22 protein-coding genes, 1 tRNA gene, 1 other RNA gene and 1 pseudogene are annotated in these 24,264 nt (G+C 65.9%); 20 read left to right on the top strand and 5 right to left on the bottom strand.

Features of this window, described 5'->3' with window-relative positions; genetic code table 11:
* The first annotated feature begins 181 nt into the window (after positions 1–181).
* The 3 genes from QM569_RS13465 to QM569_RS13455 all read left to right on the top strand — a co-directional run bounded on the left by QM569_RS13465 (position 182) and on the right by QM569_RS13455 (position 2,027).
* A complete protein-coding gene (locus QM569_RS13465) occupies positions 182–1,243 on the top strand; it encodes an AI-2E family transporter (RefSeq protein WP_414987737.1) in 1,062 nt (353 codons plus the stop codon).
* A gap of 68 nt (positions 1,244–1,311) precedes the next feature.
* Positions 1,312–1,387, top strand: a tRNA-Lys gene (locus tag QM569_RS13460).
* A 433-nt stretch (positions 1,388–1,820) separates the two neighbouring features.
* Positions 1,821–2,027 (top strand): hypothetical protein, encoded by a 207-nt coding sequence (locus tag QM569_RS13455; RefSeq protein WP_414987736.1) that lies wholly within the window; start codon positions 1,821–1,823, stop codon positions 2,025–2,027.
* Between the two features lie 14 nt (positions 2,028–2,041).
* Here the strand turns inward: QM569_RS13455 and QM569_RS13450 are convergent.
* From QM569_RS13450 to ompA, 5 genes and pseudogenes are all read right to left on the bottom strand, one after another.
* Positions 2,042–2,392, bottom strand: a pseudogene (locus tag QM569_RS13450) (helix-turn-helix domain-containing protein); the annotation flags it as partial.
* Positions 2,393–2,500: 108 nt separating this feature from the next.
* Positions 2,501–2,887: a transfer-messenger RNA gene (ssrA, locus tag QM569_RS13445) on the bottom strand.
* 12 nt (positions 2,888–2,899) lie between these two features.
* A complete protein-coding gene (locus tag QM569_RS13440; RefSeq protein WP_414987735.1) occupies positions 2,900–3,565 on the bottom strand; it encodes an HAD-IA family hydrolase in 666 nt (221 codons plus the stop codon).
* Between the two features lie 11 nt (positions 3,566–3,576).
* A complete protein-coding gene (ubiG, locus tag QM569_RS13435; protein ID WP_414987734.1) occupies positions 3,577–4,293 on the bottom strand; it encodes a bifunctional 2-polyprenyl-6-hydroxyphenol methylase/3-demethylubiquinol 3-O-methyltransferase UbiG in 717 nt (238 codons plus the stop codon).
* A gap of 84 nt (positions 4,294–4,377) precedes the next feature.
* A complete protein-coding gene (gene ompA, locus QM569_RS13430) occupies positions 4,378–5,022 on the bottom strand; it encodes an outer membrane protein OmpA (RefSeq protein WP_414987733.1) in 645 nt (214 codons plus the stop codon).
* 224 nt (positions 5,023–5,246) lie between these two features.
* On the opposite strand from ompA, the gene gyrA reads away from it, so the two are divergent.
* The 17 genes from gyrA to QM569_RS13345 all read left to right on the top strand — a co-directional run bounded on the left by gyrA (position 5,247) and on the right by QM569_RS13345 (position 24,247).
* The gene (gyrA, locus tag QM569_RS13425) at positions 5,247–7,880 is read left to right on the top strand and encodes a DNA gyrase subunit A (protein ID WP_414987732.1); all 2,634 of its coding nucleotides are present in this window, start codon (positions 5,247–5,249) and stop codon (positions 7,878–7,880) included.
* Between the two features lie 96 nt (positions 7,881–7,976).
* Positions 7,977–9,086: a 3-phosphoserine/phosphohydroxythreonine transaminase gene (gene serC / locus QM569_RS13420; RefSeq protein ID WP_414987731.1), complete on the top strand. Its 1,110-nt coding sequence runs from the start codon at positions 7,977–7,979 to the stop codon at positions 9,084–9,086.
* A gap of 31 nt (positions 9,087–9,117) precedes the next feature.
* Entirely contained in the window at positions 9,118–10,215 is a 1,098-nt protein-coding gene (pheA, locus tag QM569_RS13415; RefSeq protein WP_414987730.1) for a prephenate dehydratase, read from the top strand.
* A gap of 12 nt (positions 10,216–10,227) precedes the next feature.
* Positions 10,228–11,103: a prephenate dehydrogenase gene (locus QM569_RS13410; protein ID WP_414987729.1), complete on the top strand. Its 876-nt coding sequence runs from the start codon at positions 10,228–10,230 to the stop codon at positions 11,101–11,103.
* 121 nt (positions 11,104–11,224) lie between these two features.
* Positions 11,225–13,255 carry a bifunctional 3-phosphoshikimate 1-carboxyvinyltransferase/cytidylate kinase gene (locus QM569_RS13405; protein WP_414987728.1) on the top strand — a complete coding sequence of 677 codons (2,031 nt, stop codon included), beginning with the start codon at positions 11,225–11,227 and terminating at the stop codon, positions 13,253–13,255.
* Positions 13,256–13,391: 136 nt separating this feature from the next.
* Positions 13,392–15,092, top strand: coding sequence for a 30S ribosomal protein S1 (gene rpsA, locus QM569_RS13400; RefSeq protein ID WP_414987727.1), 1,701 nt, complete (start codon positions 13,392–13,394; stop codon positions 15,090–15,092).
* Between the two features lie 59 nt (positions 15,093–15,151).
* Positions 15,152–15,481, top strand: a complete 330-nt coding sequence (locus QM569_RS13395) for an integration host factor subunit beta (RefSeq protein ID WP_414987726.1) — start codon at positions 15,152–15,154, stop codon at positions 15,479–15,481.
* A 94-nt stretch (positions 15,482–15,575) separates the two neighbouring features.
* Complete coding sequence (locus QM569_RS13390; RefSeq protein ID WP_414987725.1) at positions 15,576–15,893, top strand: LapA family protein; 318 nt, start codon at positions 15,576–15,578, stop codon at positions 15,891–15,893.
* Positions 15,883–17,040, top strand: a complete 1,158-nt coding sequence (gene lapB / locus QM569_RS13385; RefSeq protein ID WP_414987724.1) for a lipopolysaccharide assembly protein LapB — start codon at positions 15,883–15,885, stop codon at positions 17,038–17,040. The genes QM569_RS13390 and lapB overlap by 11 nt, the downstream gene beginning before the upstream one ends.
* A complete protein-coding gene (locus QM569_RS13380) occupies positions 17,040–17,333 on the top strand; it encodes a ComEA family DNA-binding protein (protein ID WP_414987723.1) in 294 nt (97 codons plus the stop codon). The genes lapB and QM569_RS13380 overlap by 1 nt, the downstream gene beginning before the upstream one ends.
* 63 nt (positions 17,334–17,396) lie before the next feature.
* Positions 17,397–20,339, top strand: a complete 2,943-nt coding sequence (locus tag QM569_RS13375) for a monovalent cation/H+ antiporter subunit A (protein ID WP_414987722.1) — start codon at positions 17,397–17,399, stop codon at positions 20,337–20,339.
* Complete coding sequence (locus tag QM569_RS13370; RefSeq protein ID WP_414987721.1) at positions 20,339–20,704, top strand: Na+/H+ antiporter subunit C; 366 nt, start codon at positions 20,339–20,341, stop codon at positions 20,702–20,704. The genes QM569_RS13375 and QM569_RS13370 overlap by 1 nt, the downstream gene beginning before the upstream one ends.
* Entirely contained in the window at positions 20,701–22,410 is a 1,710-nt protein-coding gene (locus tag QM569_RS13365) for a monovalent cation/H+ antiporter subunit D (protein ID WP_414987720.1), read from the top strand. Before QM569_RS13370 ends, QM569_RS13365 begins: the two co-directional genes overlap by 4 nt.
* On the top strand, positions 22,410–22,904 hold the full coding sequence (locus tag QM569_RS13360; RefSeq protein WP_414987765.1) for a Na+/H+ antiporter subunit E: 495 nt from the start codon (positions 22,410–22,412) through the stop codon (positions 22,902–22,904). Before QM569_RS13365 ends, QM569_RS13360 begins: the two co-directional genes overlap by 1 nt.
* Before the next feature lie 56 nt (positions 22,905–22,960).
* Positions 22,961–23,182: a K+/H+ antiporter subunit F gene (locus QM569_RS13355; RefSeq protein ID WP_414987764.1), complete on the top strand. Its 222-nt coding sequence runs from the start codon at positions 22,961–22,963 to the stop codon at positions 23,180–23,182.
* Positions 23,179–23,550 carry a monovalent cation/H(+) antiporter subunit G gene (locus tag QM569_RS13350; RefSeq protein WP_414987719.1) on the top strand — a complete coding sequence of 124 codons (372 nt, stop codon included), beginning with the start codon at positions 23,179–23,181 and terminating at the stop codon, positions 23,548–23,550. The genes QM569_RS13355 and QM569_RS13350 overlap by 4 nt, the downstream gene beginning before the upstream one ends.
* Before the next feature lie 61 nt (positions 23,551–23,611).
* Positions 23,612–24,247: an ORF6N domain-containing protein gene (locus QM569_RS13345; RefSeq protein ID WP_414987718.1), complete on the top strand. Its 636-nt coding sequence runs from the start codon at positions 23,612–23,614 to the stop codon at positions 24,245–24,247.
* The last annotated feature ends 17 nt before the right edge of the window (positions 24,248–24,264 follow it).

Below are 24,264 nucleotides of genomic sequence, written 5' to 3'. Positions count from 1 at the left end.
GGAAAGCATTAGCTGGTTGAGAAACCTTCCGCGACACGGCTGAACCGGTTGGCGGATGCGACTGTGGCTGGGAAGGGCCTGGGGTTGCATCCGCCATTGTGCCACCGAATGCAAGGGCATAGGTCGGACGGCATGGCTCGCTTACAGTGCAAGGTCATCCATTGCCGCGCCACAACAACACATGATGCCCGCCAATCTCCAGTCCAAAGCCTTCCTGCTGCTGCTGGCCCTCGTCACCATCGCCTTCGGGGCCATCCTGTGGCAGTTCCACGGAGCCGTGTTCTGGGGCGTCATCCTCGCCATCCTGTTCACCCCCCTGCACCGCAGGCTGCTGCAGCGCATGCCCAGGCGCCACACCCTGGCCGCGCTGTGTACCTTGGGGATTTGCCTCATCATCGTGATCCTGCCGATGACGGCCATCACGCTCTCGCTGATCCAGGAAGCCACGGCCATCTACGAGCGCATGCGCTCCGGGCAGCTCAATTTCGGCCTGTATCTTCAGCAAGTGATCGCCGCCCTGCCCGCCTGGGCGGCCCACCTGCTCGACCGGCTGAACCTCACGTCCATCGCGGACCTGCAGGAAAGGTTCTCGTCCGTGGCGGTGCAGGCCAGCCAGTTCGTGGCCGGGCAGGCCCTGAACATCGGCCAGAACACGCTGCAGTTCCTCGTGAGCTTCGGCATCATGCTCTACCTGCTGTTCTTCCTGCTGCGCGACGGTCCCAGCCTCGCCCTGCGCATAGGTCAGGCCATCCCGCTGGAAGACTCCCACAAGCGCCAGCTGGTGGATAAGTTCACCACCGTGATCCGCGCCACGGTCAAGGGCAACATCGTGGTCGCTGCCTCGCAAGGAGCGCTGGGCGGGCTGATCTTCTGGATCCTGGGCATCCAAGGGCCCGTGCTGTGGGGCGTTCTGATGGCCTTCCTGTCGCTGCTGCCCGCCGTGGGGGCCAGCCTCATCTGGGGGCCCGTCGCCATCTATTTCTTCGCCACAGGCGCCATGTGGCAAGGGGTAGTACTCGCCGCCTTTGGCCTGTTCGTGATCGGCCTAGTGGACAACGTTTTGCGCCCCATCCTGGTGGGCAAGGACACCAAGATGCCCGACTATGTGGTGCTGATCTCCACCCTGGGCGGAATGGCCTTGTTCGGTCTGACGGGCTTCGTGATCGGTCCCGTGATCGCCGCGCTGTTCATAGCCACCTGGGACCTGTTCGCGTCAGGGCAGGTCAGCAAACCTGCAGAGTAATTTGAGCAGGCAAAAGACGCTATAATTCAAGGCTTTGCAACCACCCGCCAGGTGGCCTGCAACAGGTTGGGACGTTAGCTCAGTTGGTAGAGCAGCGGACTTTTAATCCGTTGGTCACAAGTTCGAATCTTGTACGTCCTACCAAGCCTCACAATGAAAGCCCGCTATCAGTACGATAGCGGGCTTTTCTTTTTCTGTTCGATATAACGGTGGATGCAAGGGAACCGCTGATCAACGCTGCATCCAGCACCATCGTACACGAGTTGGCGAGCTGATTTCACGATGCGGCAAGCTCAGCGTCGATTCGTCTGGTTTGCGGGCTCTTCGACCCGGTTTTGATGCCCTTGCCGATGCGGAATCTGGCGGCAATGTGGCGGACGCTGCATCCCGCCGAGCGGCATCGGCCCGGCAGCTTCGGCGCGGAATTGCAGGAACTGGAAGCGGTGGGCGTATGAAGAACAAGCCCAAGATCAAGGCCACGGGCTGAGCGGCCACGCTCGAGCGGCGCGACGGCAACGGAATCCGGCTGACGACCTTCTTCCTGATCAAAATCAGGAAGCGTGGTGGACGCACCTTGGTGGCGCGACCTTCGGTGGCGGAAGTGAAGGCCAAGACCGCCACCGTCCACGACAAGCCCTTGCTGATGGCGCTGTCGCGGGCGTTCTACTGGCAACAATTGCTCAACGATGGTGTGGCTGAAACTGGGAGTGAGATCGCCAAGCGCGAAGGACTGCGCCATTCCACGGAGAACGAACTGCTGCAGCTTGACGAGGTCTTGCGCTAGGACTTGCCCACAGGCTTTTTTGCGACACGCACGCCGTAGTCCTTCTTCAGCACGTCCACCACGGCTTCGAAGAACTTGGCTCTCTCTTGCGCTTGCTCAAGCTGCACCTGCAGCGACTTGATCTGCTGCTGCGGCGTCAGCGGCTTGGGGGTCTTGTCTATGGGCATCACTGCCGATGATGCCGTACGCCCCCATCCCTGGCGACCGTGCTTGCGCATCCACGTCAGAACCGTCGTGCGCCCCTGAATGCCGTACTTGGCTTGGGCCTGTTTGTACGTCAGCTCGCCTTTTTCCACCTGCTCGACCACCGCCAGCTTAAAAGCCATCGTGTAGTCGCGCTGTGTTCGCTTGACCCTTGTATCCATCGCACATGCCCATTCTCGGAGGCAAATGTGTCAACGCAGGTCAGGACGGGGCATCCCAAAGAGAAAGGGCGTCCGCCGGATGTTGGCGGACGCCCTTGGATGTTGATGTGGTGGAGCTGGCGGGAATTGAACCCGCGTCCGTAAGCCTTCACCGGGCAGATCTACATGTTTAGCGGTCTGTTTTGAATCTCGCCGCCGGTGTCGCGCAGTCGCACGCTACACAGGCCGCCAGCACCCTTTTTTCTCGCCCCGACCCAAGGTACCCGGATCGGAGCCAGCCCATGTAATTATCCTTGCAGCCGGGAGGTGCTGATTGCTCAGAACCCCCTTGCCCAGCCCATCGGCCAACTGTTGCAAGGCTCACTGGCAATTAAGCAGCGAGTGCGAAACGTTCGTCGTTTGCAGTTAGTTTGTTAAATCGAGATTTACGAGCGTGACTCAAGCTCGACATGCACCACACCGATTCCGAACCCACGTCGAAACCAGGACAGCCCCAGGCCCTCTATTTTAGGCGCACCCAAGCAATTGCAAGAGCTCCGAGGGGGATTTAATTGCCGCATGCGCGCCCCAATCCATCGGGTCGGCCTTGGCGCCCAGGTAGCCGTAGGTGGCGGCCACCGTTCCCATCCCAGCGGCAAGCCCTGCCGCGATGTCCCGCTCATCGTCCCCCACGTAGATGCATTGTTCTGGGGGCAGGCCCAGGCGCAAGGCAGCTTCCAGCAACGGGGCAGGATGCGGCTTGGCGTGGGGCGTGGTGTCTCCGCTCACGACGGCTCCCGCCGTGGCGAATAAGGGGATCGCGCGAGTCAGGGGTTCTGTGAAACGCGCTGCCTTGTTAGTGACGACGCCCCACGCCAGATTGCGTTGCAGGATTTGATCGACCAACTCGGGAACGCCGTCGAAGATGCTGGTGCGCTCTGTCATGCGCGACTCGTAGTTCACGAAGAACTCCTCTCGCATGCGCGGGAAATCCGGGTGGTCGGGCTCCATGCCGAACGCTTCCCCGAGCATGCCACGGGCACCAGCGCCCGCCATGGGGCGGTAACGCTCCAGGGGCAGCGAGGGCAGGCCCCGGTCGGTGCGCATCTTGTCGGCGGCGGCGCCCAGGTCGGGGGCACTGTCGATGAGCGTTCCGTCCAGGTCGAAAAGCACGGCGCGGATGTCGTGGAACATGGGTGATGCTCTCAGGCTGTGCGCTGCGTCGCGAAAAGATAGTTCACGCTGGTATCCGCGCTCAGGCGGTAGCGCTGGGTCAGCGGGTTGTATTCCAGTCCCCGGGTGCCTTGGACATCCAGGCCCGCCTGGCGGCAGCTGGCCGCCAGTTCGTTCGGGCGGATCATCTTGGCGTATTCGTGCGTTCCCCGAGGCAGCATGTTCAGCACGTATTCGGCGCCCACGATCGCCAGCATGAAAGCCTTGGCGTTACGGTGGATGGTGGAGAAGAACACCCAGCCACCCGGCTTGACCAGTGCAGCGCAAGCACGTACCACCGATGCGGGGTCGGGCACGTGCTCCAGCATCTCCATGCAGGTGACCACGTCGAAGCTCGCTGGCTGCTCCTGGGCCAAGGCTTCCGCGCTGACTTCGCGGTACTGTATCTGGCTGGTCTGGGCTTCCAGCGCATGCAGCTGGGCCACCCGCAGGGCCTTGGATGACAGGTCGATGCCCGTAACGTGAGCGCCTTTGCGGGCCATAGAGTCCGCCAGGATGCCCCCGCCGCAACCCACGTCCAGGACGCGCTTGCCCGCCAGAGGGCACAGCCCGTTGATCCAGTCGAGCCGCAAGGGGTTGATCTGGTGCAAGGGGCGGAACTCGCTGTCCGGGTCCCACCAGCGGTGGGCCAGTTCGGAGAATTTGGCCAATTCGGCCGGGTCTGCATTGACGACGGTTTCTTCACTCATGCCAGTGATTGTCCACATTGAAAATGTCCCAGACGCAAAAAAGCCCCGTTGCCGGGGCTTTTTTTGAAGTAATCCAAAGATGGATTAGTTGGCGCGGGTACCAACCACTTCGATTTCCACGCGACGGTTCTTGGCGCGGCCTTCGGCGGTCTTGTTGTCGGCCACGGGTTGCTTTTCACCCTTGCCTTCGGTGTACACGCGGTTCTTTTCGATGCCCTTGGACACCAGGTAAGCCTTCACGGCTTCGGAACGGCGCACGGACAGCTTCTGGTTGTAGGCGTCGGTACCGATGGAGTCGGTGTGACCCACGGCGATGATCACTTCCAGGTTGATGCCCTTGACCTTGGAAACCAGGTCGTCCAGCTTGGCCTTGCCTTCGGGCTTGAGCACCGACTTGTCGAAGTCGAAGAATGCGTCAGCAGCGTAGGTCACCTTGGTGGCCACGGCGGGAGCCGGAGCAGGGGCGGGAGCAGGTGCTGCGGCAGGAGCCGGAGCAACAACCGGGGCCGGAGCAGCAGCGGCGGGAGCAGGTACGACCAAGGCACCATCGCAGCCAGGAGCAGCCGTTGCGGGCGTCCAGAAGGCATCGCGCCAGCAGTATTCGTTGGTGCCGTTCTTCCAAACGGTAGCGCCATCGGCAGCGCGCCAGTTGTCAACGGTTTGTGCGCCAGCGGCGGTTGCGAGCGCTGCAGAGGCAAACAACATCGCCACTTTGTTCAGTTTCTTCATGGTTCTCCTCTTGGGGAAAAAGCCGCAGCCGCGCTGCGAATCAGGACGCTTTGGATGACCACCACCCTAAGCGTTCAGTCGATTGTGCCATACGTAACAGGGCAAAAGCGGCGGCAGGGTACCGGGGCCCGTAGGACAAAACCTGAATTGCCGCGATATGTTGCCAAAGCGCTACACAGCCTTGCCCCTAAAATGATTTCCCTTTGCCGCCACCGCCGTGCCCAATGACCCAGTTTGCCAAAGAAACCCTGCCGATCAGTCTTGAAGAGGAGATGCGGCGCAGTTACCTCGATTACGCCATGAGCGTGATCGTGGGCCGCGCCCTGCCCGACGCGCGCGACGGCCTCAAGCCCGTGCACCGGCGCGTGCTGTTTGCCATGCACGAGCTCAACAACGACTGGAACCGGCCCTACAAGAAGTCGGCCCGTATCGTGGGGGACGTGATCGGTAAATACCACCCGCACGGCGATTCGGCGGTGTACGACACCATCGTGCGGATGGCGCAGGACTTTTCGCTGCGCCACATGCTGGTGGACGGCCAGGGCAATTTCGGCTCGGTGGACGGCGACAACGCCGCCGCCATGCGGTACACCGAAATCCGCCTGGCCAAGATTGCCCACGAAATGCTGGCGGACATCGACAAGGAAACCGTCGATTTCGGCCCCAATTACGACGGCAGCGAAAAAGAACCGCTGGTTTTGCCCAGCAAACTGCCCAACCTGCTGGTCAACGGCTCGGCGGGCATTGCAGTGGGCATGGCGACGAACATTCCGCCGCACAACCTCAACGAAGTGGTGGATGCCTGTCTGCACATGCTGCGCAACCCGGAAGCGTCCATTGACGAATTGATGGAGATCATCCCCGCCCCCGACTTCCCCACCGCCGGGATCATCTACGGCATCAACGGCGTGAAGGACGGCTACCGCACCGGGCGCGGCCGCGTGATCATGCGCGCCAAGTGCCATTTCGAGGACATCGACAAGGGCCAGCGCCAGGCCATCATCGTGGACGAGCTGCCCTACCAGGTCAACAAGAAGACGCTGCAGGAGCGCATGGCCGAGTTGGTCCATGAGAAGAAGATCGAGGGCATCAGCCACATCCAGGACGAATCCGACAAGTCCGGTATGCGTCTGGTGATCGAACTCAAGCGCGGCGAGGTGCCCGAGGTGGTGCTCAACAACCTGTACAAGCAGACGCAGTTGCAGGACACCTTCGGCATGAACATGGTGGCGCTGGTGGACGGCCAGCCGCGCCTGTGCAACCTCAAGGACCTGATCGTCGTCTTCCTGCAGCACCGCCGCGAAGTGGTGACGCGCCGCACGGTGTTCGAGCTGCGCAAGGCGCGCGACCGGGGCCACGTGCTCGAAGGGCTGGCCGTGGCGCTGGCCAACATCGACGACTTCATCGCCATCATCCGCAACGCGCCCACGCCGCCGGTCGCCAAGGCCGAGCTGATGAGCCGTTCCTGGGACAGCAAGCTGGTGCGCGAAATGCTCACCCGCACGCGCGAGGACGGCGGCGTGGTCAACGCCGACGACTACCGCCCCGAGGGCCTGGAGCGCGAATTCGGCATGGGCCAGGACGGCCTGTACCGCCTGTCGGACACCCAGGCGCAAGAAATTTTGCAAATGCGCCTGCAGCGCCTGACCGGGCTGGAGCAGGACAAGATCGTGGCCGAGTACAAGGAAGTCATGGCGGTCATCGAGGACCTGCTGGACATCCTTTCCAAGCCCGAGCGCGTCTCGACCATCATTGGCGACGAGCTGACTGCCATCCAGCAGGAGTTCGGCCAGCACAAGCTGGGCGCGCGCCGCAGCATCGTCGAATACAGCGCGCAAGACCTGTCCACCGAAGACCTGATCACGCCCACCGACATGGTGGTCACGCTCAGCCACACGGGTTACATCAAGAGCCAGCCGCTCTCCGAATACCGCGCCCAGAAACGCGGCGGGCGCGGCAAGCAGGCGACGAGCACCAAGGAAGACGACTGGATCGACCAGCTCTTCATCGCCAACACGCACGACTACATCCTGTGCTTCTCCAACCGGGGCCGCCTGTACTGGCTCAAGGTGTGGGAGGTGCCCGCGGGCTCGCGCGGATCGCGCGGCAGGCCCATCGTCAACATGTTCCCGCTGGCCGAGGGCGAGAAGATCAACGTGGTGCTGCCACTCACGGGCGACATGCGCAGCTTCCCGGCCGACCGCTACGTGTTCATGGCGACCAGCATGGGCACGGTCAAGAAAACTGCGCTGGACGAATTCAGCAACCCGCGCAAGGGCGGCATCATTGCCGTCAACCTGGACGACGGCGACTACCTGATCGGCGCGGCGCTGACGGACGGCAAGCACGACGTGATGCTGTTTTCCGACGGCGGCAAGGCCGTGCGCTTTGACGAGAACGACGTGCGCCCGCTGGGCCGCCAGGCGCGCGGCGTGCGCGGCATGATGCTGGAAGATGGCCAGAGCGTGATCGCCATGCTGGTGGCCGAGGACGAGACGCAAAGCGTGCTGACCGCCACCGAGAACGGCTACGGCAAGCGCACCAGCATCACCGAATACACGCGCCACGGTCGCGGCACCAAGGGCATGATCGCCATCCAGCAAAGCGAGCGCAACGGCAAGGTCGTCGCCGCCACGCTGGTGCATGCGGACGACGAGATCATGCTCATCACCGACAAGGGCGTGCTGGTGCGCACCCGGGTGAGCGAGATCCGCGAACTGGGCCGCGCCACGCAGGGCGTCACGCTGATCGCGCTGGACGAGGGCGCGCAACTGAGCGGCCTGCAGCGCATCGTGGAGAACGACGCCAACGGGGCCGACGACGGCGACGCCGCAGCAGACACCGCACCCGACGCTTGATGGCTGCGGCGCATTGCGCCGCAGCATTTCGCTACCAAACTAATAGCTATAAGCGATTGCTGCATAAGCGCTAGATGCCAATTTGATTCATATTCCATGAACCGCCCCTACAACTTCTCCGCAGGCCCCGCCGCCATTCCCACCGAGGTGCTGGAGCGCGCCGCCGCCGAAATGCTGGACTGGCACGGCAGCGGCATGGGTGTGATGGAGATGAGCCACCGCGGCAAGGAGTTCCTCGCCATCTACGAGCAGGCCGAGGCCGACCTGCGCGAGCTGCTGGCCGTGCCCACGCAGTTCAAGATCCTGTTCATGCAGGGCGGCGGCCTGGCCGAGAACGCCATCGTGCCGCTGAACCTGTCGCGCGCGGGCGTGGTGGACTTCGTGGTTACGGGAAGCTGGAGCCAGAAGTCGCACAAAGAAGCACGCAAGTACGCATCCGAGGTGAACGTGGCGGCTTCGGGCGAGGACAGCGGTTTCACCACCCTGCCCGACCCGGCCAGCTGGAAACTCAGCCGGGGCGCGAGCTACCTGCACCTGTGCAGCAACGAGACCATCCACGGCGTCGAGTTCCACGAGCTGCCCGACCTGAAGGCGCTGGGCAGCGATGCGCCGCTGGTCATCGACTTCTCGTCCCACGTCGCTTCGCGCCCCGTGGACTGGAGCCGCGTGGGCCTGGCTTTTGGCGGTGCGCAAAAGAACATCGGCCCGGCGGGGCTGACCATCGTCATCGTGCGCGAAGACCTGCTGGGCCACGCCCTGCCCGCCTGCCCCAGCGCCTTCGATTACAAGACCGTGGCCGACAACCAGTCCATGTACAACACCCCGCCCACCTGGGGCATCTACGTGGCGGGCCTGACCTTCCAGTGGCTGAAGGCGCAGCGCGAAGGCGCGCTGACCGGCGTGGCCGCCATGGAGCAGCGCAACATCGCCAAGGCCAAGCTGTTCTACGACTACGTGGACGGCTCGCAGCTCTACGTGAACAAGGTGGCGGCCCACTGCCGCTCGCGCATGAACATCCCGTTCTTTTTGCGCGATGAAAGCCGCAACGACGCCTTCCTGGCAGGCGCCAAGGAGCGCGGCCTGCTGCAGCTCAAGGGCCACAAGTCGGTGGGCGGCATGCGGGCCAGCATCTACAACGCCATGCCGCTCGCGGGTGTGCAGGCGCTGGTGGACTACATGCGAGAATTTGAACAAAAACACGCCTGAAATCGCACGACCGAGCGCATTCCGCCCCCTCATGAACAATCCGCAAGCCTCCCCCGACCTCGCCAGCCTGCGCGTGCAGATCGACAGCATCGACCAGCAACTGCTCACGCTGCTGAACCAGCGTGCGCTGGTGGCCGAGCAGGTGGGCGAGGTCAAGAAGCGCGAGGGCACGCCCTTCTTCCGCCCCGACCGCGTGGCCCAGGTCATCGACAAGATCACCACCGCCAACCCCGGCCCGCTCAAGGGGGCGCACGTGGCCGCCATCTGGCGCGAGATCATGTCCGCCTGCCTCGCGCTCGAATCGCCCCAGCGCGTGGCGGTGCTCGGCCCCGAGGGCACGTTCTGCGAGCAGGCGGCCATCGAATACTTCGGCGGCGCCGCCGACCTGATGTTCTGCAACAGCTTCGACGAGGTGTTCCACGCCACGGCGGCAGGCAGCGCGCAGTACGGCGTGGTGGGTGTGGAGAACTCGAACGAAGGCGTGGTCACGCGCTCGCTCGACATGTTTTTGCACACGCCCTGCCACGTGGTCGGCGAAGTCAGCCTGCTGGTGCGCCACAACCTGCTGCGCACCAGCAATTCGCTCGACGGCATCGAGGCCGTGCTGGCCCACCCACAGGCGCTGGCGCAGTGCCACGCCTGGCTGGCCAAGCACCTGCCGCACGCCGAACGCCGCCCGGTATCGAGCAACGCCGAGGGCGCGCGCCTGGCCGCCGCCAACCCGGCCTGGGCGGGCATTTCGAGCGAGCGCGCGGCGCAGCAGTACGGCCTGCACGTGGTGGCCCACGCCATCCAGGACGACGCCTACAACCGCACGCGCTTCGTCGTCATCTGCCTGCCCCACACGCTGCAGACGCCGCCGCCCACGGGCAAGGACTGCACCAGCCTCGTGGTGTCGGTACCCAACCGGCCCGGCGCGGTACACGACCTGCTGGTGCCGCTCAAGACCCACGGCGTGTCCATGACGCGCTTCGAGTCGCGCCCCGCGCGCACCGGCCAGTGGGAGTACTACTTCTACATCGACCTCGACGGCCACCCCGCCCAGCCCCACGTGGCGCGGGCGCTGGAAGAACTGCGCAGCCTGTGCGCGTTCTACAAGGTGCTGGGCACCTACCCTGTCTCGCCCTAAGGAGCCGTCGCCATGTTTGAACAATTGGGACTGATCGGCTGCGGGCTCATGGGCGGCTCGTTCGCCCTGGCCATGAAGCAGGCTGGGCTCGTCAAGCGCGTGGTGGGCTACAGCAAGTCGCCGTCCACCACCGACCGCGCGCGCCAGCTCGGCGTGATCGACGTGGAAGCCCCCTCGGCCCTGCTGGCCGTGGCAGGCGCCGACATCGTGCTGCTGGCCGTGCCCGTGGCCGCCACCGAAGCCACGCTCAAGGCCATCAAGCACCTGGTCACGCCGCAGATGCTCATCATGGACGTGGGCTCCACCAAGGCCGACGTGGTGCAGGCCGCGCGCCGCGCGCTGGCGGGCAACGTGGGCTCGTTCGTGCCCGCGCACCCCATCACGGGGCGCGAGGTGTCGGGCGTGGAGCATGCCGAGGCCGACCTGTACAGCGGTCGCCAGGTCATCCTGACCCCCATCGAGCGCACCCTCACCGCCCAGCTGCAAAAGGCCGAGGAAGTCTGGACGGCCCTGGGCTGCCGCGTGAGCAGCATGTCGCCCGAGTCGCACGACGCCGCCTTCGCCGCCGTCAGCCACCTGCCGCATTTGCTGGCATTTGCCATGATGAACAGCATCACGGGCCAGACCACGGGCGACGAATTCCTGTCGCTGGCGGGCCCGGGGTTCCGGGACTTCACGCGCATCGCGGCCAGCGACCCCAAGATGTGGCGCGACATCCTGCTGGCCAACCGCGAGGAACTGCTCGCACAGTCCCGGCTGTTCCAGCAGGCGCTGGCCACCATCGAGCAGGCCATGCAAAAGGGCGACGCCCAGGCGCTCGAAGACATGCTGACCCTGGCGAGCGAAACCCGCGCCCACTGGCGCATGGGTGCGCAGAGGAAGAAGTAACCCCCCTGAGTCGCCTGCGGCGCCTTCCCCCGAGGGGGACGCCCCCAGTGGCCTGGCGAAGCCAGTCCCACGGGTGCCCTGGCCTGGAGCGCGTCAGTTTTTCAGGCCAGGAGCCTTAACGATGTACAGCACTGCATTTCTCGACCTCCCCCCGCTCGACGGCGCTGCGGGCACCGTCACCCTGCCCGGCTCCAAGAGCATCTCCAACCGTGTTCTGCTGCTGGCCGCCCTGAGCCACGGCACCACCGCCGTGCATGACCTGCTCGCGTCGGACGACACGCGGGTGATGCTCGACGCGCTGCGCCAGATCGGCTGTGGTGTGGAAGAAAACGGCAGCACCGTACACATCACTGGCCTGGGCGGCTATGCGCCGCGTTCGCCTGCGAAACTGTTCCTGGGCAACGCGGGCACGGCCATGCGCCCGCTGACGGCAGCACTGTCGCTGCTCGGCGGCGAGTTCGAGCTGTCCGGCGTGCCGCGCATGCACGAGCGCCCCATTGGCGACTTAGTGGATGCCCTGCGCCAACTGGGCTGCCGCATCGACTACCTGGGCAATGACGGCTACCCGCCTTTGCGCATCGCCCACGCGGGCGGTGTGCCTGCGCTGGCGCTTTCCGCGCCGATTCGCGTGCGCGGCGACGTGTCCAGCCAGTTCCTGACTGCGCTGCTGATGGCGCTGCCGCTGGCGGCAGGCCAGCAGGACGTGGCGATCGAAGTGGTGGGCGAGCTGATCTCCAAGCCCTACATCGCCATCACGCTGGCGCTGCTGGAGCGTTTCGGCATCGTGGTGGCGCACGACAACTGGCAGCGCTTCACCATCCCCGCAGGCAGCCGCTACCAGTCGCCGGGCAGCATCCATGTCGAGGCCGATGCCTCATCCGCTAGTTATTTCATAGCACTTGGTTCAATTGCAGCAAGCGCTGGCGGCCAAAAAGGCATCAAAATCCAGGGCGTGGGGCTGGACTCGATCCAGGGCGACATCCGCTTCGTCGAAGCCGCGCGCGCCATGGGTGCCGCCATCACGGGCGGGCCGAATTGGCTGCACATCGAGCGCGGCGCGTGGCCGCTCAAAGCCATCGACCTGGACTGCAACCACATCCCCGACGCCGCGATGACGCTGGCCGTGATGGCGCTCTACGCGCAGGGCACGACGGTGCTGCGCAACATCGCCAGCTGGCGCGTGAAGGAGACCGACCGCATCGCCGCCATGGCGGCCGAGCTGCGCAAGCTGGGCGCTGCGGTGGACGAAGGCGCGGACTTCATCCGCGTCACGCCGCCTGCACAGCCAGGGGGCTGGAAGGCCGCCAGCATCCACACCTACGACGACCACCGCGTGGCGATGTGCTTCTCGCTTGCGGCCTTCAACCCTGCCGGGCTGCCGATTCGCATCGAAGACCCGAAGTGCGTCGCCAAGACCTTTCCGGACTACTTCGAGGCGCTGTTTTCCGTCGCCCAGGCGGCCACCGAACGCATCCCCGTGATCTGCATCGACGGCCCCACGGCCTCGGGCAAGGGCACGGTGGCCGCAGCCGTGGCGCAGCGGCTGGGCTACCGCTTTCTGGATTCGGGCGCCATGTACCGCATCACCGCGCTGGCGGCGGTGCGTGCGGGCCTTTCCATCGACGCGGAGAACGAAGCCCGCATCGCGGAGATGGCGCAGACCCTGCCCGTGCGCTTCGAGGACGGCCACGTGCGGCTGGGCGGCGACGACGTGACCGAGGCCATCCGCACCGAGGAGGCAGGCATGAACGCATCCCGCGTCTCCGCCCTGCCCGCCGTGCGCACGGCGCTGGTCGCGCTGCAGCACAGCTTCCGCCGCCTGCCGGGGCTGGTGGCGGACGGGCGCGACATGGGCACGGTGATCTTCCCCGGGGCCCCCTTGAAGGTCTATCTCACGGCCAGCGCCGCCTGCCGCGCCGAGCGCCGTTATAAACAGTTGATTTCAAAGGGTTTTTCTGCTAGCATCGACAGTCTTCGCGCGGACCTGGAAGCCCGCGACGCAAGGGACAGCTCCCGCAGCGTTGCGCCGCTCAAGCCCGCAGAGGACGCTCTGGTCCTGGACAACTCCGATTTGACGATTGATGAAGCCGTCGAGCAGGTATTGAACTGGTGGCAAGAGCGGCAGCCCTTCGCAACCATTGCACGGGGCTGAACCGGCCCACCCGGCCCCCTTCGCGCCGTCAGGCGCACGGCCAGGTGGTTCATTAACTTAAACCCTGCGGAACCCCCGCAAAACCACCGCAAGCAGCTATAAAAACGACAGCAACGGTGCTGCCGGAATCCTGTTTGTGGCAAGGAAACACATGTCCGAATCTTTTGCCGCCCTTTTTGAAGAATCCCTGCAGCGCACCGAAATGCGTCCGGGCGAAGTCATCACCGCCGAAGTCGTGCGCGTGGAACACAACTTCGTCGTGGTCAACGCCGGCCTCAAGTCCGAAGCCTACGTGCCGCTGGAAGAGTTCAAGAACGACAAGGGCGAAGTCGAAGTCCAGGTGGGCGACTTCGTGTCCGTGGCCATCGGCTCCATCGAAAACGGCTACGGCGACACCATCCTGTCGCGCGACACCGCCAAGCGCCTGGCTTCGTGGATGAGCCTGGAAAAGGCCCTGGAATCCGGCGAATTCGTCACCGGCACCACCAGCGGCAAGGTCAAGGGCGGCCTGACCGTGCTGGTCAACGGCATCCGCGCCTTCCTGCCCGGCTCGCTGATCGACACCCGTCCGATCAAGGACCTGACTCCGTACGAAAACAAGACGATGGAGTTCAAGGTCATCAAGCTTGACCGCAAGCGCAACAACGTGGTGCTGTCGCGCCGCGCCGTGGTCGAAGCCTCGATGGGCGAAGAACGCGCCAAGCTGATGGAAACCCTGAAGGAAGGCTCCATCGTGCAGGGCGTGGTCAAGAACATCACCGAATACGGTGCGTTCGTGGACCTGGGCGGCATCGACGGCCTGCTGCACATCACCGACATGGCATGGCGCCGCGTGCGTCACCCGTCCGAGGTGGTCACGGCCGGTCAAGAAATCACCGCCAAGATCCTCAAGTTCGACACCGAGAAGAACCGCGTCAGCCTGGGCCTCAAGCAAATGGGCGACGACCCCTGGATGGGCGTCAACCGCCGCTACCCCCAAGGCACCCGCCTGTTCGGCAAGATCACGAACATCGCCGACTACGGCGCGTTCGTCGAGCTGGAACCCGGCATCGAGGGCCTGGTTCACGTCTCCGAAATGGACTGGACCAACAAGAACATCGCTCCCTCCAAGCTCGTGTCGCTGGGTGACGAAGTCGAAGTCATGGTTCTCGAAATCGACGAAGACAAGCGCCGCATCAGCCTGGGCATGAAGCAGTGCAAGGCCAACCCCTGGCAAGAGTTCGCGCAAGAGACCAAACGCGGCGACCGCGTGAAGGGTCCCATCAAGTCCATCACCGACTTCGGCGTGTTCGTGGGCCTGGCTGCCGGTATCGACGGCCTGGTACACCTGTCCGACCTGTCCTGGAACGAACCCGGCGAATCCGCCGTGCGCAACTACAAGAAGGGCCAGGAAGTCGAAGCCATCGTGCTGGCAGTCGATGTGGACCGCGAGCGCATCAGCCTGGGCATCAAGCAGCTCGACGGCGACCCGTTCACCACCTTCGTGACGGTGAACGACAAGGGCCAGACGGTGACCGGCAAGGTCAAGTCGGTGGACGCGCGTGGTGCCGAGATCGACCTGGGCGAGGACATCGTGGGCTACCTGCGCGCTTCGGAAATCTCCCGCGACCGCGTGGAAGACGCCCGCAACGTGCTCAAGGAAGGCGACGAAGTCACGGCCGTGGTGGTGAACGTCGATCGCAAGACCCGCAACATCCAGCTGTCGATCAAGGCCAAGGACGCCGCCGACCAGCAGGAAGCCATGGCTTCGCTGTCGCAGCAATCGGCCCGCGAAAGCGCTGGCACGACCAGCCTGGGCGCCCTGCTGCGCGCCAAGCTGGACACGTCGGAAAAGTAAGACCGGTTGACGGTTGAACGGCGGGCGCTTCATGCGCCCGCTCTTCTTTGGAAAGCACCATGCCCCAAGACTCCATGACCCGTTCGGACCTCGTCGAAGAACTGGCAGCGCGTTTCAGCCAGCTCACGCACCGCGACGCCGAGTTCGCCGTCAAGACCATTCTGGACGCCGTGGGCGAGGCCCTGGTGCGCGGGCACCGCATAGAGATTCGGGGCTTCGGCAGCTTCTCGGTCAACCGCCGCCCACCGCGCATGGGCCGCAACCCGCGCAGCGGCGAGGCCGTCGCCATCCCTGAAAAGCGTGTGCCCCACTTCAAGCCCGGCAAGGCCCTGCGCGAAGCGGTGGACAGGCGCACGGCGGAGATGGAAGACGAAAAAACTCAAAATTGATAGCTGCTTGTGCTTATCTGGTAAGCGCTAGAGGCCAATTTGATTCATATTCCACCCGCTAACGCTTAGAATCGCCCCACCACCGGGGAGACCGATGAAATACTTCCTGTGGCTGCTCAAGGCAGCCATTTTTTTTACCCTGTTCGCCTTCGCCCTGAACAACCAGCAGGACGCCACCGTGCATTTCTTCTTCGGCACGCAGTGGCGCGCGCCGCTGGTGCTGGTGGTACTGACCGCCTTTGCGCTGGGGCTCATCGTGGGCGCACTGGGCATGGTGCCGCGCTGGTGGAAGCACCGCAGCGCCGCCCGCAAGGCGCAGCAAGCGGTCGCCAAGGCGCCTACACCCGCGCCTGCAGCGACCACCGCCGCGCCACCCCCGCCGCCCGACCTGCCCTCCATCCATGGAATTTGACCCGACCTGGATCCTGCTGGGTCTGCCCCTGGCCTTCGCGCTGGGCTGGCTGGCCTCGCGCTTCGACCTGCGCCAGCTGCGCGCCGAGAACCGCCGCGCACCCAAGGCGTACTTCAAGGGCCTGAACTTCCTGCTCAACGAGCAGCAGGACCAGGCCATCGACGCCTTCATCGAGGCCGTGCAGAACGACCCGGACACGTCCGAACTGCACTTCGCCCTGGGCAACCTGTTCCGCCGCCGGGGCGAGTACGACCGCGCCGTGCGCGTACACGAGCACCTGCTGTCACGCGGCGACCTGTCGCGCACCGACCGCGAGCGCGCCCAGCACGCGCTGGCGCTGGACTTCTTGAAGGCCGGTCTGCTCGACCGCGCCGAGGACGCTCTGCAGCGCCTGGAAGGCACACCCTTCGAGGCCCAGGCGCGGCTGGCGCTGCTGGCCATCTACGAGCGCTCGCGCGACTGGCCGCACGCCGCCGCCATCGCCCGCAGGATGCATGACGACGCCCAGGGCGACTTCAGCACCCGCCAGGCGCATTACCTGTGCGAGCAGGCGCAAGCCCTTTCCGCCCAGGGCGACCTGCCCGGCGCGCAGGCACTGCTGGAGCAGGCGATTGCCGCCGCACCCGGCGCCGCGCGCGCCCGCATCGACATGGCGCGGCTGCAGCGCCTCATGGGTCAACCCGCCGACGTGCTGGCAACGCTCAAGACCCTGGGCGAGCGCAACCCTGCCGCCCTGCCCCTGGCCGCGCCCCTGCTGGTGGAAGCCGCCACCGCCGCGGGCCGCGCGCCCGAGGCCCATGCGCTGTTGCTGGACCACTATGCGCAATCGCCGTCGCTGGACGTGCTCGAGAGCATCGTCGCGATGGAATCCGCCGACGAGGCCACGCGCGCCACCGCCCGCCAGCGCTACGTGCAGCACCTGGACAAGGAGCGATCCCTGACCGCCGCGGCCAAGTGGCTCGCCAACGAGAAGCTGGAGCATGAGGAGTTCCACCCCCAAATCCAGCGCACGCTGGAGCATGCCGTCAAGCCGCTGACGCGCTACCGCTGCGCCGCCTGCGGCTTCGAGGCGCGGCAGCACTTCTGGCAATGCCCGGGCTGCCAGACCTGGGACAGCTATCCGGCGCGGCGGGTCGAGGAGTTGTGATGAAGAAATTCCTGACCCTCGTCGCCACGCTGTACGCCGCTGCATCGTTCGCGGCGCTGGACGTGAACCAGGCCACCGAGGCGCAGCTCGACGGCATACGCGGCATCGGCCCGGGTCTGTCGTCGCGCATCCTGGATGAACGCCAGCGCCACGGCGCATTCCAGGACTGGGCCGACCTGATCCGCCGCGTACCCGGCGTGGGCGCAAAAAGCGCCGCGCGGCTCTCCGCCGAGGGGGTCACGGTGAACGGCGAGGCGTTCGGCACGCCACCCGCCTCTGCTACCAAAAACTAAGCGCACTTCGCAGCAGCCGCGCCGCGTGGGGTCATTGGTGGTGCCCTCTAAAATGGGCCGCGCATGGATCTCATCACGCTCATCCTCCTACCTTTCATCGGCAGCCTGCTGGCGGCAGTGCTGCCCTCGAACGCGCGCAATACCGAATCCACGCTGGCCGGGCTGATCGCGCTGTTCTGCACCGTGCAGGCGGCCCTGTACTTCCCGCAGGTCGCGGACGGCGGCGTGGTCCGCCAGGAATTTCTCTGGCTGCCCGCCTTCGGCCTGAACTTCGTGCTGCGCATGGACGGCTTTGCGTGGATGTTCTGCATGCTGGTGCTGGGCATCGGCTCGCTGGTGGTGCTGTACGCGCGCTACTACATGTCGCCCGCAGACCCGGTGCCGCGCTTCTTCTCGTTCTTCCTGGCCTTCATGGGCGCCATGGCAGGCGTGGTGCTGTCGGGCAACATCATTCAACTGGCCTTTTTCTGGGAGCTGACCAGCCTGTTCTCGTTCCTGCTGATCGGCTACTGGCACCACAACAAGGACGCGCGGCGCGGCGCGCGCATGGCGCTCACGGTGACGGGCACGGGGGGGCTTGCCATGCTGGGCGGCATGCTGCTGGTGGGCCACATGGTGGGCAGCTACGACCTGGACCACGTGCTCGCGGCGGGCCAGCAGGTCAAGGACCACCCGCTGTACCTCACGGCCCTGGTGCTGGTGCTGCTGGGCGCGTTCACCAAGAGCGCGCAGTTCCCCTTCCAGTTCTGGCTGCCGCAGGCCATGGCCGCGCCCACGCCGGTGTCGGCCTACCTGCACTCGGCCACCATGGTGAAGGCGGGCGTCTTCTTGCTGGCGCGCATGTGGCCGGTGATGGGCGGCACCGAGCCGTGGTTCTGGCTGGTGGGCGGCGCGGGGCTGGCGACGCTGCTGGTGGGCGGCTACGCGGCCATGTTCCAGCACGACCTGAAGGGGCTGCTGGCGTACTCCACCATCTCGCACCTGGGCCTCATCACCCTGCTGCTGGGGCTCAACAGCCCGCTGGCCGCCGTGGCCGCCGTGTTCCACATCATGAACCACGCCACGTTCAAAGCCTCGCTGTTCATGGCGGCGGGCATTGTCGATCACGAAAGCGGCACGCGCGACATCCGCCGCCTGTCGGGCCTGCGCACCATGATGCCCATCACCGCCACGCTGGCCATGGTGGCCAGCGCCGCCATGGCGGGCGTGCCGCTGCTCAACGGTTTCTTGTCCAAAGAAATGTTCTTTGCCGAGACGGTGTTCCTGCACACCACGCCGCTCGTCGGCACGGTGCTGCCGATTGCCGCCACGGTGGCGGGCATGTTCAGCGTGGCGTATTCGCTGCGCTTCGCGGTGGACGTGTTCTTCGGCCCCCCGGCCACCGACCTGCCCCACACGCCGCACGAGCCGCCGCACTGGATGCGCGTGCCGGTCGAATTGCTGGTGCTGGCCTGCCTGGTGGTGGGCACCCTGCCCGCGTGGGCGGTGGGCAAGTACCTCAACGCCGCCGCGCTGCCCGTGGTGGGCGGCGAGCTGCCCGTGTTCAGCCTGGCCGTATGGCACGGCTTCAACACCCCGTTCGTGATGAGCCTCGTCGCGCTGGGCGGCGGGGTTGCGCTGTACCTGCTGCTGCGCTCGCTGCGCAGCGCGGGCAAGGTGGACGCGCCGCCCGTCATGCACCGCATCAGCGGCCTGCGCGCCTTCCAGGCCACGCTGGCCGTGGTCACGCGCACCGGGCGCGCGGGCCGCCGCCTGCTGTCCACGCAGCGCCTGCAATGGCAGATGCTGTGGCTGGTGTGCGCCGCCCTGGTCGCGGGCGTGCTGCCGCTGTACAAGCAGGGCCTGACGCTGGGCGACCGGGGCACGCTGCCGCTGTCGCCCGCCTTCGTGCTGCTGTGGGGCCTGGGCATCGTCTGCGCCGTGGCAGCCGCCTGGCAGGCCAAGTACCACCGGTTGGCTGCGCTCACGCTGCTGGGCGGCGCGGGGCTGTGTACCTGCATCACCTTCCTGTGGTTCTCGGCGCCCGACCTGGCGCTGACGCAGATCGTGGTGGAGATCGTCACCACGGTGCTGATTCTGCTGGGCCTGCGCTGGCTGCCAAAGCGCGACGAAAGCCTGCGCCTGCCCACGCTGGCCGAGCGGCGCACCACGCAACTGCGCCGCACCCGCGACATGGCGCTGGCCCTGACGGCGGGCGCCAGCATGGCGTGGCTGGCCTTCACCATGATGAGCCGCCCCTTCCCCGAGAGCACATCCACCTTCTTCCTGGAGCGCGCGCTGACCGAAGGCGGCGGCACCAACGTGGTCAACGTGATGCTGGTGGACTTCCGCGGCTTCGACACCTTCGGCGAGATCGTGGTGCTGGGCATCGTGGCCCTCACCGTGTATGCGCTGCTGCGGCGCTTTCGCCCCGCGCGCGAGAGCATGGACCTGCCCGAGCAGCAGCGCAACCTGCCCGCCGACCTGGCGACCGACCTGCTCAACCCGCGCCACGCCGCCGACACCGCCGTGGGCTACCTGATGGTGCCCGCCGTGCTGGTGCGCCTGCTGCTGCCCTTTGCCGTGCTGGTGGCGTTCTACCTGTTCATGCGCGGCCACAACGAGCCGGGCGGCGGCTTCGTCGCGGGGCTGGTGTTCGCGGTGGGGCTGCTGCTGCAGTACATCATCTCGGGCACGGAATGGGTCGAGGCGCACCTGCCGCTGTACCCGCGCCGCTGGATCGCCGCCGGCCTGCTGTTCGCGCTGGGTACGGGCCTGGCCGCCATCGCCGTGGGCTACCCCTTCCTGACGAGCCACACCTTCCACTTCAGGCTGCCCTTGGTGGGCGAGGTCCACGTCGCCAGCGCCATGTTCTTCGACATCGGCGTGTTCGCGCTCGTGGTCGGCTCGACCCTGCTCATCCTCACCGCCATTGCCCACCAGTCGGTGCGCGGGCACCGTTACCACGCGCGGCTGGCCGAGGAGACCGCCGAACGCGCCGCCCGAGCCGAAGGAGGCGCCGCCTGATGGAAATCGTCCTCGCCATCGCCATCGGCGTGCTGACCGGCGCGGGCGTGTGGCTGCTGCTGCGGCCCCGCACCTTCCAGGTCATCATGGGGCTGTCGCTGCTGTCCTACGCCGTCAACCTGTTCATCTTCAGCATGGGGCGGCTGGGCCTGGCCATCGACAAGGAGCCCGTGCTGCGCCCCAACCGCCCGCAAGATCTGCTGCACTATGCCGACCCCATGCCCCAGGCGCTGGTGCTGACAGCCATCGTCATCGGCTTTGCCATGACGGCGCTGTTCCTGGTGGTGCTGCTCGCGTCGCGCGGCATCTCGGGCACCGACCACGTGGACGGATCGCATTCCAACGACGCCCAGGAGATGCCATGAACCTGGTGCTGGACATCGTCTCGCCCTGGATGCCGCACCTGATGCTGGCGCCCATCGCCCTGCCCATGCTCACCGCCGCGCTGATGCTGCTGCTGCGCGAGGAGCGCCAGCGCCTGAAGCTCACGCTCAACATGCTGTCCACGCTGCTGGGGCTGGTCGTCGCCATTGCCCTGCTGCTGTGGGCCCACCAGCCGGGCACGGCCAGCGCCATGGGCGTGTACCTCGCGTCCAACTGGCAGGCGCCGTTCGGCATCGTGCTGGCGCTCGACCGGCTCTCGGCCATGATGCTGGTGCTGAGCAGCACCGTGGCCCTGGCGTCCATCGTGTTCGCGGCGGCGCGCTGGCACCGGGCGGGGGTGCATTACCACCCGCTGTTCCAGTTCCAGTTGATGGGCCTGTCGGGCGCGTTCCTGACCGCCGATCTGTTCAACCTGTTCGTGTTCTTCGAGATCATGCTCGCCGCGTCCTACGGGCTGCTGCTGCACGGCTCGGGGCGGCAGCGCGTGCAGTCGGGCCTGCACTACATAGCCATCAATCTCGCGGCCTCGTCGCTGTTCCTGATCGGCGTGTCCATGCTCTACGGCATCACGGGTACGCTGAACATGGCCGACCTGGCGCGCAGCATCGCGCTGGTGGCCGACGCCGACCGGGGCCTGCTGCACGCGGCGGCGGCCATCCTGGCGACGGCCTTTCTCATCAAGGCGGCGGTGTGGCCGCTCAACTTCTGGCTGGTGCCCGCCTACGGCGCGGCCACCGCGCCCGTGGGCGCGCTGTTCGCGCTCATGACCAAGGTGGGCATCTACACCATCCTGCGGCTGTGGACGCTGCTGTTCGGCAGCGAGGCCGGGGCGTCGGCGCTGTTCGGCAGTGCGTGGCTCATCGGCGGGGGCATGGTGACGATGGCGTTCGGCGCCATCGGCATGCTGGGATCGTCGCGCCTCACGCACATGGCGGGCTTCGCGGCCATTCTGTCGTCGGGCACGCTGCTGGCGGCCACGGGCTTCGGCCAGAACCTGCTGACAGCCAGCCTGCTGTACTACCTGCCCAGCTCCACGCTGGCCGTGGCCGCGCTCTTTCTGGTGGCCGACCTGGTGGAGCGCTGGCGCAGCGAGGACGCCCGCCACGCCGCGCCGGACGATGACGACGACGACGCCCCCTTCCTCGCCCCCGACCTGAAGACCTACGTGGGCCTGCGGCTGGACGTGAGCGACGAGGTGCTGATCGGCCGCGCCATCCCCGCCGCCGCCGCGCTGCTGGGCCTGGGCTTCATGGTGTGTACGCTGGTCATCGCCGGGCTGCCGCCGCTGTCGGGCTTCGTGGGCAAGCTGGCCATGCTCACGGCCCTGCTCAACCCGCTGGGCCTGGGCTCGTCGGCAGGCCACCAGCCCGGGGCGCAGGGCTGGATGCTGTTCGGCCTGCTCATCGCCACCGGCCTGCTGGCGCTGATCGCCCTCACCCGCGCGGGCATACGCACCTTCTGGGCCGAATCCGGCCGGGGCACACCCCAGCTGCGCGTGGCCGAGGGCCTGCCCATTGCCGTGCTGCTGTGTGCCTGCGCCGTGCTGGCGGCCCAGGCCGACCCTGTGATCCGCTACACCCAGGCCACGGCCAACGCGCTGCACGCGCCCGCCACCTACATCGACGCGGTGATGTCCGCCGCGCCCAAGCCCGGCCCCGTGACACCCGCGCCGGAGGACGCGCAATGATCCTCAAGCGCCTGTTCCCCGCCCCCCTACTGTCCGCCGGGCTGTTCGCGGTGTGGCTGCTGCTGAACCAATCCGTCAGCGCGGGCCAGATCGTCATGGGCGTGCTGGTGGCGCTGGTGGTGCCCGCACTCACCGCCGGGCTGCGCCCGCGCCGGGTGCGCGTGCGCCACCCGCTCACCGTGCTGCGCCTGGCGCTGACGGTGGCGGCCGACGCCACCCGGTCGAACCTGCAGGTGGCGCGCTTTCTGCTGCTGCCGTCTCAGCGCAGGCACGCGGCGGACTTCGTCACCATCCCGCTGGAGTTGCGCGACCCCAACGCGCTGGCTGCGCTGGCCGTCATCGTCTGCATCACCCCCGGCACGGCCTGGGCCGAACTGTCGCTGGACCGCTCCATGCTGATGCTGCACGTGCTGGAAGTGGACGACCGCCAGGCCCTCATCGACCACGTCAAGCAGCGCTACGAGCGCCCCCTGATGGAGATCTTCGAGCCGTGAACCACCCCATCCTCTCCTGGGCGCTGCCCATCGCCCTGTGCCTGCTGGCGCTGGCCATGGCCTGCTGCCTGGTGCGCCTGCTCAAAGGCCCCTCGGCGCAAGACCGCGTGCTGGCGCTGGACTGCATGTACTTGAACGGCATGCTGCTGATGCTGGTGCTGGGCATCGTCTATGGCAGCAGCAACTACTTCGAGGCCGCGCTGCTGATCGCGCTGTTCAGCTTCGTCGGATCGACGGCCATGGCCAAGTTTTTGCTGCGCGGCGAGGTGATCGAATGAGCGGCCAGCCCATGGCTTTGTGGATCGAGATCATCGTCGCCGCCCTGGTGCTGCTGGGCGCGGGCATTGCGCTGCTGGGCTCGCTGGGGCTGCTGCGCCTCCAGAGCTACTTCGAGCGCGTACACGCCCCCTCCATCATCGCCACCATGGGCTGCTGGAGCATCATGCACGCCACCTGGGTCTATTTCTCGGTGCAGGGGCACGGGCTGGCGGTGCATGTGCTGCTGATCGCGCTGTTCATCGCCATCGCCGTGCCGGTGACCAATATCTTCCTGATGCGCGCCGCCCTGTTCCGCGCCCGCCGCGCGGCGCGCGACGTGCCGGGAAGCCTGAGCAACAACATCACCGCGCCGGGCAAGGACTCCTGAATTAATAGCTATCTGTGCTTGATGGACGGGCGCTGTAGCCATATTTCACTATTAATCCATGATGACAAATACCATCGGTACCGACGATCTGGCCGCATCCGCTGTGCAAAGCATCGGACTGGCGATCGTCACGCTGCGCGGGCAGCGGGTGATCATGGACAGCGACCTGGCAGCGCTCTATGGCATACCGACCAAGCGCTTCAATGAAGCCGTCAAACGCAATTCCGCGAAGTTTCCAGAGGACTTCATGTTCCAACTCTCCCCCGAGGAATGGGTCATCTTGAGGTCGCAAATTGCGACCTCAAGTCTGGCGACTCCTCAGCATGGCGGCAGACGCTATTCGCCCCGTGTATTTACCGAGCATGGAGCGCTGATGGCAGCGATGATCCTGAACAGCCCGCGCGCGGTACAAGTGTCGGTGTATGTAGTGCGCGCCTTCGTGCGGCTGCGCGAGGCAGCTTTGCAGCATGAGGATTTGGCCCAACGGCTTGATGCCCTGGAAGACAAGACCGAACGCCTGTCCATCGGCCACGAGCAGTTCAGCCGCAATACCCGCGCCCAGCTCAAGCAAGTATTCGATGCCCTGCGCGAACTCATGACTCCGCCCGTGCCACCCAGGCGACCCATTGGGTTTGTCACGCCCGAGGACAAGAAAGACGACGCACCCGACCGTGGGAAGAAACTCTCAAAAGAATAGCTGCCAGCGCTTGATGG

The sequence above is a fragment of the Acidovorax sp. genome, assembly GCF_047607405.1.
In the GTDB taxonomy this organism is placed as follows: Bacteria; Pseudomonadota; Gammaproteobacteria; order Burkholderiales; family Burkholderiaceae_C; genus Acidovorax.
This window is presented reverse-complemented; position numbering and strand designations above follow the sequence as displayed.